We start from the raw sequence: 11,860 nt of genomic DNA, 5'->3' as shown, positions 1-11,860 counted from the left end.
AAGAGGTATTACATGTCCGACAGCAGGTTTCCGGCGGGTTTTTTATGGGGCGGCGCGCTTGCGGCGAACCAGTGCGAAGGCGCGTATCGCGAAGGAGGAAAAGGCCTGGCGACGGTGGATATGCTTCCCCACGGCCCCCACCGCATGCCGGTGAAGCTGGGTCTGGAAAAGCGTTATACATTGCGCGGGGATGAGTTTTACCCAAGCCACGACGCCATCGATTTTTATCATCGTTACCGGGAAGACATTGCCCTGATGGCGGAGATGGGGTTCACCGTCTTTCGCACTTCTATCGCCTGGAGCCGCATTTACCCTAAAGGGGACGAGACGGCCCCAAATCAGGCGGGCATCGACTTTTATCGCGATTTGTTCCTGGAGTGCCGCAAATACGGCATCGAGCCGCTGGTGACCTTGAGTCACTTTGATGTGCCGATGCATCTGGTCATTGAATATGGATCCTGGCGCGACCGGCGCATGGTGACGTTTTTTACCCGTTATGCCCGCACCTGTTTTGAGGCGTTCAACGGGCTGGTGAAGTATTGGCTGACCTTTAATGAAATCAATATTCTGCTGCACAGTCCTTTCTCCGGGGCCGGGTTGGTGTTTGAAGCGGGTGAGAACCCCGAGCAGATAAAATACCAGGCGGCCCATCATGAGCTGGTGGCCAGCGCCCTGGCGACCAAAATCGCCCACGAAGTCAATCCTGGAAATCAGGTGGGGTGCATGCTGGCGGGGGGCAATTTCTATCCCTATACCTGTAAACCGGAAGACGTCTGGGCAGCGCTGGAAAAAGATCGTGAAAACCTGTTCTTTATTGACGTGCAGGCGCGGGGCGCCTATCCGGCTTATGCTGCGCGCGTGTTCCGGGAAAAAGGCGTCAGCATCGTTATGGAGGAAGGGGATGCGGCGATTTTACGCCGGCACAGCGTGGATTTTGTCTCTTTCAGCTATTACGCGTCCCGCTGCGCCGCCGCGGACATGGATGAACACAACACCAGCGCCGCCAACGTTGTAAAATCATTGAAAAATCCGCATATTGCCGCCAGCGAATGGGGGTGGGGAATTGATCCCCTGGGACTGCGTATCACCATGAACATGATGTACGACCGTTATCAGAAGCCGCTGTTCCTGGTTGAAAACGGCCTGGGCGCGCGGGATGAAATCAATGAAAACGGGGAAATCATCGACGACTACCGTATCGGCTATCTGCGTGAGCATATCGGCGCCCTGGCTGATGCCATCAAAGACGGCGTCCCGGTGATGGGTTATATCATGTGGGGATGCATTGACCTGGTATCCGCGTCTACCGGCGAGATGAGCAAGCGCTATGGCTTGGTGTATGTGGACCGGGACGATAACGGCAAAGGCACCCTGTCCCGCAGCCGGAAAAAATCCTTTTACTGGTATAAAAAAGTCATCGCGTCCAATGGCGGCGACCTGGCCTAATGCCGATCCGTGTTTACCCGGCGCATGGGTGCGCCGGTCCACGTTATGAAACTCTTAACTGAATGATGCATTAAGTGTCCATGTGAAATGCTTTTTATTGACCTGCCTAATTTTTTTAATGCTTTGCTAATAACACTTGCAAGTTTATAAATCAGCCGACTTATCAAAATTATCGGGATAACTGGGAAAGTATATTTTAGAACTATACCCTATATTGTCTGGTTAATTATTATAGGCTTGTCTGTAAAGCGACGCGCTGGAATAAACTATTTGCCTATAACCAAGGTAGGCCTTATAGTGTTTCAAAATGCTTAAGACCCGATAAGAATGTTAGCTTAAAGGTTTGATGTTTATGCTATTGATATATTGATAGCAAGCATGACTTATTGTTTTAATCCATCTCAGAAAGGACTCACCATGAATGAAATCAATACGCCAAGGACTTGGAGTTGTTTTCCCTGTTGCTCATTATCAAACACAAGGGAACCCAATACTTCCCAAGATTGGGGTATTCACGTTCAGGGGGCAGCGAATACCGCCTTCCCCCCCGCCGCTTCCGCTGAAGGTCCTGTAACAACTCAGCCAGGCGAACGTTTCTTGACGGCGGTTGGGACGATACCGAACCGGACCGTGGCCAGTACGACTGCCCAGCCGGCGGAGCGCTTCCAGCCTTCGGCGGCCAGGGCGTTCGGATCATGTGAAGACATTATCGGTAGCCGAAGGGTGGGCAACGTCAATATTCTGGCTACCGGGGGTATTCAGCCAGACAGCTTTATAAAAGATTTTACCCAGCGCTGCCAGGACAGTATGTTTGACTTGGCGGGCAGCCATGCCAGCGCCGTCAAGCAGCGCTTTGAACAAAATTACGGCCGGGATATTTTGCATGATTTCAAAGATTATGCGGTAGTGAATTTCATTATAACTGAATATATCAAACGGCATGCTGATGTATCTCCAGAGGGAGTTCGTGGATTTGAGAAGATTAAAAAAACGTTTGGCATCCTATTAAAAACGGATCCTTTAAATAGAAAATCAATTTTTTCTAACTCCAGAAATACCGAAAATCGGGACAAATTGGAGAAAATATCTCTGTCCATAAAGCAATGCATTGAGCTTTTATTTAATAAAAATGATTTCGGCCCTGGTGATTTTATGCTGCAAGAGCTGGTTCTCGATTTTATTTTATTATTTCACTTTTCAAAAGAAAATGTGGATGTCAAACAGATTTTAAATCGCAAAGAAATGCTGAGGTTTTTGATATCACCGTATAGAGCCTCGTTAGCAAAGGGTCGGGACTCGCGTATAAACGGTTACTCTAGAGGTGATAATAGGGGATATATCAGCGTCATAGCATCAGATCTTGACTATATCCGTAATAGTGTGGCAGAGCTGGTCTTGACAACAACATCTTTTAGAGAAAAGTTAGCCAAAACATCCTTTCAGGATATTTTGGCTTTGGGCCAGTCTGTGAATGAGCAGTCGTCCGCGCCTTGATTGACCTGACTTCCCCCCTTTCACTGTTGCAATGCGGCCGGTAAGGGCGTCGGTTCAAAATTATTTAAGTACAGACACCATGGCATCGCCACGGCCGCCGTGGCCGCCGTGACCATGCCACCAAGGACAGCCATTTAGGGACACGGTGATTGCAATAATACCGATACACATCAGAAAACGTCGCATAGTTAACTCCTTTTAAAGGTAGTTCAAGTATTATCCATAAAGAGAATTAATCAATGCGGCCAGCCTGTTTATTAAAGAATTGCAATGTGCCCGCCGGCGAACGAATCGCTCGGACGCCCGGCATGTTCTTCATTCAACAGCGCATTTATCGAGGACAGCGGCCTGTGTGTCATCAGACTGCTCGGGGTTTTGCAGGTAATGATAGACCGCATACTGCCCGCGCACTTTGCGCCGCCGTCCGCGCTGGACATAGTGGTTACTCATCCCCTGATCGAGGATGCGCGCTTTTACCGTGTCGCTGAACAGCAGGTCAAGAATATCGTTTACCTGATTGCGCAATTCATCGCTGAGCAGTTCCACGCCCACTTCGATACGGTTATCAATATTGCGGGTCATCCAGTCGGCGGAAGAAAGAAACAGCCGGGGGACACCTTTATTATGGAACTGATAGACCCGGTCGTGTTCAAGGAAACGATCGAGGATGCTGATAACCTGGATATTCTCGCTGACGCCCGGCACACCCGGGGCTAGCGTGCACATGCCGCGTACCAGCAGGCGAACGGGCACGCCGGCGGCGGAGGCGGCATACAGCCGCTCTATCAATCCCGTATCCACCAGGTTATTGACCTTGAGCCTGATCCCCGACGGCAGACCGGCGGCGGCGGCGGCTATTTCGGCATCGATTAACCGGTACAGCCGGATGCGGGCATTCAGCGGGGACACAATAAGCCAGTTGAATTTTACCCGACGGTAGGGATTCTCGATAAAACTGAACACCTGCCGCACTTCGTTGGTGATGCGTTCATCTTTGGTCAACAGAGCGTAATCCGTGTACAGCCGGGCGGTGCTTTCGTTGAAATTGCCGGTGCCCAGATGGGCATAGCGCACCAGCTTACCGTCTTCGAGGCGGCTGATGAGAAACAGCTTGGAATGTATTTTGAGCCCCGGCACCGAAAAAACGACCTGCACGCCGGCGCTTTTCAGCCGGCGCGACCATTCCAGATTGGCTGCTTCATCAAAGCGGGCCTGGAGCTCCACCACTACCGTCACCTTTTTACCGTTGCTGGCGGCATGAATCATGGCGTCCATTACCCGGGAATGCCGCGCGACCCGATAAATATTGATCCTGATGGTGACCACGCTGGGATCGAAGGAGGCATGACGCAGGATTTCAAGCGTATGTTCAAAGGTATGGTAGGGGTAATAGAGCAGGATATCCCGTACGCTGATGGCGTCGAACATATTGCGGTAACCGGTGAAATGCGGGTGTTGCAGCGCGGGTAGGGGCTCGTTCACCAGCCGTCGCTTGCCCATATCGGGAAAGCGGATGAAGTCGCGGAAATTATGATAGCGTCCCCCGGCGATCACCGAGTCGTGATCTTCAATGCCCAGTTTGTCATACAGCATGGTCAGCATATCCGCCGGCATATCACGCTGATACGTCAGGCGCACCGGCTCCGCTTTCAGCCGCTGTCTGAGTCCGGAAGACATCATTTCGGGCAGGCTGGTATCGGTCTCCATGGTCAGGTCGAATTCCGCATCGCGGGTCATTTTCATCGAATAGGCCTGGATGGTATCATAATCGAAGAACACGCCGAAAATGTCATCCAGGCAAAGACGCATCACGTTATCCAGCAGGATCAGCGGCCTGCGGCGCCGCGATCCGGCGTCGGCGGGCAGGGAAATAAAACGCGATGTCTTGTCGGAAGGAATCTCCAGCATGGCATAGCGCGCCGACGCGCCCTGGATCATTTCCACCACCAGATAGGTGTATTCATCACGCAGGAAGGTGACCAGGCTGGTATCGGGTTCAATCAATATCGGAAAAAGCAGCGTTCGCAGCGACTGGCGAAAATAATTTTTCAGCCATTGACGCTGCGCTTCGGAAATCTGGTTTTCATTCAGCAGAAATATCTGGTTGCGCGCCAGTTCACGGAGCAGGTCATTATATAAAGCGTCGAATTTATCGTTGCTTTGCCTGATGCGCTGTTGTACCTCGTTCAGTAGCCATATGTCGGTATCCGTTTCCAGGGCCTCGCTGATGAGTCGCCGCCGCCGCAAATCGGCAAAGCGGACCTTATAAAACTCATCGCGGTTGCTGGAGTAGATGCCCAGGAAGCGGATACGCTCCACCAGAGGGTTGCGGGGATCTTCCGCTTCCTGCAATACCCGTTCGTTGAAGGCGAGCCAACTCAATTCCTTGTCCATATGAATGTTATGGGGCACGGCAACTCCTTGTATAACAGACAATGATGAGAGTTATTATGGGAGTCGTTGATGACAATTATTCGTGTCTGGCCTCAGATTCATAAAAATATTTTAATCTCGTCATGTGCCGACCGGATACCCGGTCAGCGCACCCAAGCCGGGCGCAAAGCCGGTTCAGGCTGGGGCAATCAGCGCATTGAGTCGTTCAATGGCGCAGCGGACCGCCAGCCGGCGGCCCAGACGGTCGTACCACTGCACAACATGGGGATGGTTATCCTGGGCGATTCCGGCGGTTTTCCGCCGTGCCGGCGCGCTGTCTTGGAAATATCCGCTGGGTTTATTAAAAATAATCCCCTGCATTAACTCGAAAATAGCTAAAACGCCATTATTAGGCAATTGCCATAATAATCATAGGCGCATGTACAGTCGGCACAAAATAGCCTAAAGAACGGGACGAAATGGCCGATAGCATGGTTGAACATTTTATTATGTATTAGTCGTCTGGATAGGTTAATTTATATGGAAAGCTATTATGATTAATTTAAAAAGTAAAATAAACAGCTTTAAAGTATCCCATAAGCTCTACTTGGGATTTGGCATTATTTTATTATTGGTGGTTATTTCCTCAGGATTGAGTGTCCAACGGTTTAAGTCCATACGCGATATTTATGAAAAAACCAATTTAATCTATAATATCAATATCGATGTCTTCCAGGTTAAAGTCAATCGCGTTAAATATCTGTATTCCCTTGATGACGGCGTACGCAAGGTGATGGCCGGGTTTATCGATCACGCCACCTTGCTGACGCAAGAAGCACAGGCGTTGCCCTGGGATAAAACCTCCCGCGATAATCTTGATGGTATTGCCCTGTATCTCGGCGATTTTAATAAATCGTTAGAGAATATGAGCGCTTACGCCAAGAAAATGGTTGAGATTAAATCGCAATTGCATGACCTGTATAGTGAGAATGCCATCGACGCCTTCAAAACCGCCTTGCTTACCCAGACACTGGGTGCGGATTTGGAGAATAAACTCAATGGATTTGCCTTATCTTTTAGTGAAATCAAAGAAAACGCCTACAATCTGCAGTTGAAAGGCAACGATGATGCCCTGGCCCTGTTGCAAAAAAATTATGCGGATGATGAGAAAAAATACCAGGACTTGGCCGCCATCCTGACTCCGGAACAAAAATTGCAGCTCGATACTTTGTGGGGTTATTTTGGCCGATATAAGAATCTCAGCGAGACCTATTATACAAACTACAAGAATTTAAACGCGGCCGAAAACAACGTCAAGGCCGCCGGGGATAAGAGCAGTGCCGCGGTTAAAGTCATTATCAATGCCGTGCAGAAAAAAAATGATGCATTGGCCTATGGGTCGGCAGGCATTACCATTATTATAGGCTTTATCGCAGTGATTTTCGGCGTTTTGGTTTCCTGGTATATCACCCGGCAAATTACCCGGCCGGTGCTGAACAACCTGGCGGTTGCCGAGCGTATCGCGGATGGCGATCTCAGCGGGTCGATAACCTCCGATCGTAATGATGAACTGGGGCAGCTTACCGCGTCCATGGCGCGCATGAATGCCAAGCTGCGTACGATTATTTCCGATGTGCGCGACTGCGTCGGCACCGTGGCGTCGTCGGCGGCTAAAATCGCCATGGGCAACACAGATCTTTCCTCACGCACCGAGCAGCAAACCACCGCCGTGGTGGAAACCGCCGCCAGCATGGAGCAGCTCACCTCGACGGTGAAAAACAATGCGGAAAACGCTAAACATGCCAGCCTGATCGCCGGCGAAGCCACTCAAAATGCCCAGCAGGGCGGTGAAGTGATGAAAAATGTCGTCACGACCATGGACGCCATTTCATCCAGTTCAAAGAAAATCTCCGATATTACCGCCGTCATCAACAGCATTGCTTTCCAGACCAATATTCTGGCGCTTAACGCGGCGGTGGAAGCGGCGCGCGCCGGTGAACAGGGCCGCGGATTCGCGGTGGTGGCCAGCGAAGTGCGCAGTTTGTCGCAGCGCAGCTCACAGGCGGCGAAAGAAATCGCCATGCTTATCGGCGAGTCCGTTTCGCGCATTGACGCGGGTTCCGCACTGGTGGCGCAGGCCGGTGATACTATGCAACAAATAGTCGCCTCGGTCATGCGGGTGAATGATATTATGGGGGAAATTTCTTCCGCCTCGGAAGAGCAGAGCCAGGGAATAGAACAAATCGCCCGCGCCATCGGCGAACTGGACACCACAACACAGCAGAATGCCGCCCTGGTGACCGAATCCTCAATTGCCGCAGGCACGCTCGAGGATCAATCGGCGGTACTGGAAAAACTGGTGGCCAGCTTTATTTTATAGCGGCTGCCTGTATGAACTTAGATTAACATCGGTCGGGCGAAACGATACACGCCTGGCTGATTTGGAAAATCCCGCGGATAAATCCCTGTCCGGACCTGAAGCCCTTCATTAAAATGCGAAATATCTCGAAAATTTATATTGCGCTTTAGCTTCTCGAAATGGTGTTTATATTCTGTAGATATTCACACCGCTACAGTGCGCCGATGAAAACTTTCCCCACACCCCATGATTCGTTATTCAGGAAATTTTTTGGCGATGTCGATGTTGTCACCGATTTCCTGCAAATACATCTGCCGACGGCGCTGCAAGACATGTGCGATTTTAGCACGCTGACTATGACCTCCGGCTCTTTTGTCGAAGATGACCTGTGTACCCAGTACTCCGATATGATTTACAGTATGCAAACGTCGGAGGGTGCCGCTTATCTTTATTGTCTCATTGAGCACCAGTCCAGCGCGGACGAGATGATGGCGTTTCGTCTGCTACGTTACAGTATTGCTGCCATGCATCGTCACCTTGAGCAGGGGAATAAAAAATTGCCGCTGGTCATACCCCTGCTGTTTTATCACGGAACCCAGAGTCCCTACCCCTACAGCACTCGTTGGCTGGATTGCTTTCACAACCCAGCCATAGCGCAAACGCTATATTGTCAGCCATTTCCCTTGGTGGATGTGACGGTTATTTCGGATGATGAAATCAAAACCCACCGAAAAGCGGCATTGCTGGAGTATGTGCAAAAACATATTAGGGAAAGGAACATTAACACTCGGCTAATGGATATTGTCTTTTTGCTGAAGCGGGCACAGCCCAGCAAAGAACAGATGAAATCGCTGCTACGCTATCTGGCGCAGGAGGGAAATGCCCTTGACTATAAAGTCTTTTTCAGTATTCTGGCAAAAAATACGCCACGTTACAGGAAGGAACTGATGACTATTGCGGATCAATTGGAACAGAAGGGATTACAGAAGGGATTACAAAAGGGACGCAGCGAGCAAGCGAGAGTAATCGCCCGTAATTTGCTGTTCATGGGCCTTGAACGTGCCGCAATTGCGCGTGCCACCGGATTGAGCCATGCTGAACTCGATGGGCTAATGGATTCTACGGTCTAGGTTAAAAACCTATCATAAATCCACCGGATAGAGTTCGGCATGGCTGGCGACATATGCTCGTCCGTCAGGCAATACCCAGCCCCTGAACATGCCCAGCGTGTTGAATGGGGCGGTGATATTGCCTTTTGCATCAATGGCCACGGCGCCGGCGCCAACGCCCTGCTGTTTAAACTCTCCAAGGATAAGGTGCGCAGTCGCCTCCTCGATGTTTTCTCCGGCGTAGACTATCCGGCTGGCGATATCGTGGGCCAGCACGTGGCGGATGAAATACTCCCCCTGGCCGGTGCCCGATATCGCACAGATGCCGTCCCGGGCGTAGGTGCCCGCGCCGATCAACGGGCTGTCGCCGATGCGCCCGGCGGGCTTGTTATTGTATCCCCCCGTGGAGGTGGCGGCGGCAAGATGTCCCTGGCCGTCAAGGGCCACCGCGCCAACGGTGCCGTGCTTTTCCGCTTCTTTCGCTGCTTTATAGGTGCCTGCCGTCTGATGGCGGCGCATGGCCGCGAGGGCTTCGACGCGGCGGGGAGTGGTAAAATAATCGGCATCAACGCAGGCCAGACCGTGGGCCAGGGCGTAATTGTCCGCGCCGGCGCCGCCCAATAACACGCTGTCGCCGGCATCGAGCAGATGGCGGGCCGCTAAAATGGGATTGCGGATATGCCTGGCCCCGCATATCGCCCCGGCGGCCAGCGTGGCGCCATACATAATGGCCGCGTCCAGTTCATGCTCCCCGTCGGCATTCAGGGCCGCGCCGTAGCCGGCGTTGAACCAGGGCGAGTCTTCCATCACCAGCACCGCGGCCTGTACGGCATCCAGCGCGGATCCCCGGGCGTGCAGCACGCGCCAGCCGGCCGCCAGCGCCTGTCTGAGCGCCTCGCGGGCGGCATGCCACTCGTCCGCTGTCATCTCGTGTTCCGCCATCACGCCGCAGCCGCCGTGGAGCGCCAATGCTATCGGGGAGACAGTCTCAATCATGCTGTTTACCTTATTATTGCTTCAATTGCATTATGCCCGGAAATGGGCGAATTCATCATGCTTTACGCCCAGTGGCAGGCGACCTTCAGTCCCGATGATTTCACCGCCAATATCGGGCGTTCGACCCGGCAGAGATCGGTGGCCTTGGGACAACGGGTATGGAACCGGCAGCCCGACGGCGGAGCCAGCGGGCTGGGCAGCTCGCCTGTGAGGCTGACGTTTTTTCCCCGGTCGGCGGGATCAAGGGTAGGGGCGGCGCGCAGCAGCGCCTGGGTGTAGGGATGAAGAGGCGTCTCATATAAAGTCTCGGTATCGCCTACCTCCACCACTTCTCCAAGGTACATTACCGCCACCCGGTGTGAAATATGGCGTACCAGCCGCAAATCGTGGGCGACAAACAGCACCGTCAACGACAGCTTTTGCTGTAAATCCAGCAGTAGGTTCACCACCTGCGCCTGGACGGAAACATCCAGCGCCGAGACCAGTTCATCCGCCACCAGCACTTCCGGTTCCACCGCCAGAGCCCGGCTGATGCCGATGCGCTGGCGCTGTCCGCCGGAAAATTCATGGGGATATTTGTCGATGGCATCCGCGGGCAGGCGCACCAGCGTCATCAATTCCCGGATCCGGGCCGGGATCCCTTTCTTCGGCAGGACATGGTGCACCGAAAGGGCTTCCTTAAGCATTTGGCCAACGGTCATTCTCGGATTCAGCGAGCCGTAGGGATCCTGGAAAATCATCTGTACCTGACGGTTGAAGCTGCGCCGCTGATGACCTCGCAGTTCGGCGATATCCTGTCCCTTGAAACGCACGCGCCCGTCGGTGGCCGTTTCCAGCCCCACCAGGGTGCGTGCCAGGGTGGACTTTCCACAGCCGGATTCGCCGACAATGCCCAGCGTCTCGCCGCGTGTAATCTCCAGTCGCACGCCGTTAAGCGCCTGGATGAATTTTTTCGGCTCACCCTTTATATATTGCGAGAGGGATTGCTTAACCGGGAAATGCACCATGGCGTCTTCCACGCTGATAATGGGGATCTCGCGAGAGGGATTGCTCATTTCATGCTCTCTCCAACTGCTCAGCCAGGTATGTCTGAATACGCTGATGGTGATGGCAGGCCACCTGCCTGTTTTCCGACAGCCGGTCCAGGGTCGGCACCTGCAGCCGGCATAAATCAGTGCTGTAGGGGCAGCGGGGGTTAAAGCTGCACCCCAGGGGCAGATCCAGCAGCGAAGGGGGAGTGCCTTCGATTGAACGCAGCGCGGTGCGCGCATCGCCGGACTGGGGAACCGACGCGATAAGTCCCTGGGTATATGGATGGCGGGGACGTTGCAGTAAGTCCGCCACCGGTGCGGTTTCCACGATGCGCCCGGCATACATCACGGCAACGCGGTCGCAGAGCTGCGCCACTACGCCGAGATCGTGGGTGACGAAAATAATTCCCATGCTGAGCTGATCACGCAAAGTGAGCATCAGCTTGAGGATTTGTTCCTGAATGGTCACATCCAGCGCGGTGGTGGGTTCGTCCGCCAGCAACAGCCTGGGACTTCCCGCCAGGGCGATGGCTATCATCACGCGCTGGCGCATCCCGCCGGAGAACTGGTGCGGATAATCGTCAAGGCGGCTTTCCGGCGCGGGAATGCCCACCTGGTTCAGTAACTCGATGGCGCGCTGCCGCCTGGCCTTCCGGTTCAGTTTGGTATGGGCGTGCAGGCTTTCTTCAATCTGCCGCCACACGGTGAGCACCGGGTTGAGGGCTATCATCGGCTCCTGGAAAATCATGGCGATTTCCCCACCGCGCACCGCGCGCATGGCGGCGGCATCCAGTTCGGCCAGTTCGCGCCCTTGCCATTTTACCGACCCCGTCACCCGTGCCGAGGCGGGCATCAGCTTTAACAGGGATCGTAGCGTCACGCTTTTACCCGAGCCGGATTCTCCCACCAGTCCCAGAATTTCCCCCTGCCGCAGCGTCAGGCTGACGTCTTGTATGGCGGGCAATTCGCCGCGGGCGGTATGAATGCGGGTATTGAGGTTGGTGACCTCTAACAGCGCGGGTTCGCGTCCGCTTAATGGCGTATTCATCAAT

The 11,860-nt window shown here is 53.3% G+C and carries 10 protein-coding genes; 4 read left to right on the top strand and 6 right to left on the bottom strand.

Annotation, left to right across the window (positions count from 1 at the left end):
- Positions 1 to 12 precede the first annotated feature (12 nt).
- Together ACL2XO_RS21090 and ACL2XO_RS21085 are read left to right on the top strand one after the other, a co-directional pair.
- Positions 13 to 1,446 carry a 6-phospho-beta-glucosidase gene (locus ACL2XO_RS21090; protein ID WP_413741445.1) on the top strand — a complete coding sequence of 478 codons (1,434 nt, stop codon included), beginning with the start codon at positions 13 to 15 and terminating at the stop codon, positions 1,444 to 1,446.
- A 417-nt stretch (positions 1,447 to 1,863) separates the two neighbouring features.
- Positions 1,864 to 2,940, top strand: a complete 1,077-nt coding sequence (locus ACL2XO_RS21085) for a hypothetical protein (RefSeq protein ID WP_413741444.1) — start codon at positions 1,864 to 1,866, stop codon at positions 2,938 to 2,940.
- 60 nt (positions 2,941 to 3,000) lie between these two features.
- On the opposite strand, the gene ACL2XO_RS21080 is transcribed toward ACL2XO_RS21085, so the two are convergent.
- The 3 genes from ACL2XO_RS21080 to ACL2XO_RS21070 all read right to left on the bottom strand — a co-directional run bounded on the left by ACL2XO_RS21080 (position 3,001) and on the right by ACL2XO_RS21070 (position 5,694).
- Positions 3,001 to 3,126: a hypothetical protein gene (locus ACL2XO_RS21080; protein ID WP_275956905.1), complete on the bottom strand. Its 126-nt coding sequence runs from the start codon at positions 3,124 to 3,126 to the stop codon at positions 3,001 to 3,003.
- 129 nt (positions 3,127 to 3,255) lie between these two features.
- A complete protein-coding gene (gene ppk1, locus ACL2XO_RS21075; RefSeq protein WP_413726834.1) occupies positions 3,256 to 5,334 on the bottom strand; it encodes a polyphosphate kinase 1 in 2,079 nt (692 codons plus the stop codon).
- Positions 5,335 to 5,508: 174 nt separating this feature from the next.
- Complete coding sequence (locus ACL2XO_RS21070; RefSeq protein ID WP_413725320.1) at positions 5,509 to 5,694, bottom strand: hypothetical protein; 186 nt, start codon at positions 5,692 to 5,694, stop codon at positions 5,509 to 5,511.
- Between the two features lie 172 nt (positions 5,695 to 5,866).
- Between ACL2XO_RS21070 and ACL2XO_RS21065 the strand changes: the two genes are divergently transcribed.
- The gene (locus tag ACL2XO_RS21065; RefSeq protein WP_413741443.1) at positions 5,867 to 7,693 is read left to right on the top strand and encodes a methyl-accepting chemotaxis protein; all 1,827 of its coding nucleotides are present in this window, start codon (positions 5,867 to 5,869) and stop codon (positions 7,691 to 7,693) included.
- A 203-nt stretch (positions 7,694 to 7,896) separates the two neighbouring features.
- Entirely contained in the window at positions 7,897 to 8,802 is a 906-nt protein-coding gene (locus ACL2XO_RS21060) for an Rpn family recombination-promoting nuclease/putative transposase (RefSeq protein ID WP_413725318.1), read from the top strand.
- 12 nt (positions 8,803 to 8,814) lie between these two features.
- Here ACL2XO_RS21060 and ACL2XO_RS21055 read toward each other — a convergent pair whose 3' ends face one another.
- From ACL2XO_RS21055 to ACL2XO_RS21045, 3 genes are all read right to left on the bottom strand, one after another.
- Positions 8,815 to 9,777, bottom strand: coding sequence for an isoaspartyl peptidase/L-asparaginase family protein (locus ACL2XO_RS21055; protein WP_413725317.1), 963 nt, complete (start codon positions 9,775 to 9,777; stop codon positions 8,815 to 8,817).
- A 62-nt stretch (positions 9,778 to 9,839) separates the two neighbouring features.
- Positions 9,840 to 10,832 (bottom strand): ABC transporter ATP-binding protein, encoded by a 993-nt coding sequence (locus ACL2XO_RS21050; protein ID WP_413725316.1) that lies wholly within the window; start codon positions 10,830 to 10,832, stop codon positions 9,840 to 9,842.
- A 1-nt stretch (position 10,833) separates the two neighbouring features.
- Positions 10,834 to 11,856: an ABC transporter ATP-binding protein gene (locus ACL2XO_RS21045; RefSeq protein WP_413741442.1), complete on the bottom strand. Its 1,023-nt coding sequence runs from the start codon at positions 11,854 to 11,856 to the stop codon at positions 10,834 to 10,836.
- Between the last annotated feature and the right edge of the window lie 4 nt (positions 11,857 to 11,860).

Origin of the sequence: Sodalis sp. RH15 (genome assembly GCF_047324255.1) — a bacterium.
Lineage (GTDB): Bacteria > Pseudomonadota > Gammaproteobacteria > Enterobacterales > Enterobacteriaceae > Acerihabitans > Acerihabitans ligni.
Note: the sequence above shows the minus strand (reverse complement) of the source record. Positions and strands in the feature narration are given on the sequence as shown.

What these genes read in the sequence shown, in the direction of transcription:
- ppk1 (WP_413726834.1), bottom strand. Translation starts at nt 5,334, where the DNA reads ATGGACAAGGAATTGAGTTGGCTCGCCTTCAACGAACGGGTATTGCAG.
- ACL2XO_RS21060 (WP_413725318.1), top strand. Translation starts at nt 7,897, where the DNA reads ATGAAAACTTTCCCCACACCCCATGATTCGTTATTCAGGAAATTTTTT.
- ACL2XO_RS21070 (WP_413725320.1), bottom strand. Translation starts at nt 5,694, where the DNA reads ATGCAGGGGATTATTTTTAATAAACCCAGCGGATATTTCCAAGACAGC.
- ACL2XO_RS21045 (WP_413741442.1), bottom strand. Translation starts at nt 11,856, where the DNA reads ATGAATACGCCATTAAGCGGACGCGAACCCGCGCTGTTAGAGGTCACC.
- ACL2XO_RS21050 (WP_413725316.1), bottom strand. Translation starts at nt 10,832, where the DNA reads ATGAGCAATCCCTCTCGCGAGATCCCCATTATCAGCGTGGAAGACGCC.
- ACL2XO_RS21090 (WP_413741445.1), top strand. Translation starts at nt 13, where the DNA reads ATGTCCGACAGCAGGTTTCCGGCGGGTTTTTTATGGGGCGGCGCGCTT.
- ACL2XO_RS21080 (WP_275956905.1), bottom strand. Translation starts at nt 3,126, where the DNA reads ATGCGACGTTTTCTGATGTGTATCGGTATTATTGCAATCACCGTGTCC.
- ACL2XO_RS21055 (WP_413725317.1), bottom strand. Translation starts at nt 9,777, where the DNA reads ATGATTGAGACTGTCTCCCCGATAGCATTGGCGCTCCACGGCGGCTGC.
- ACL2XO_RS21085 (WP_413741444.1), top strand. Translation starts at nt 1,864, where the DNA reads ATGAATGAAATCAATACGCCAAGGACTTGGAGTTGTTTTCCCTGTTGC.
- ACL2XO_RS21065 (WP_413741443.1), top strand. Translation starts at nt 5,867, where the DNA reads ATGATTAATTTAAAAAGTAAAATAAACAGCTTTAAAGTATCCCATAAG.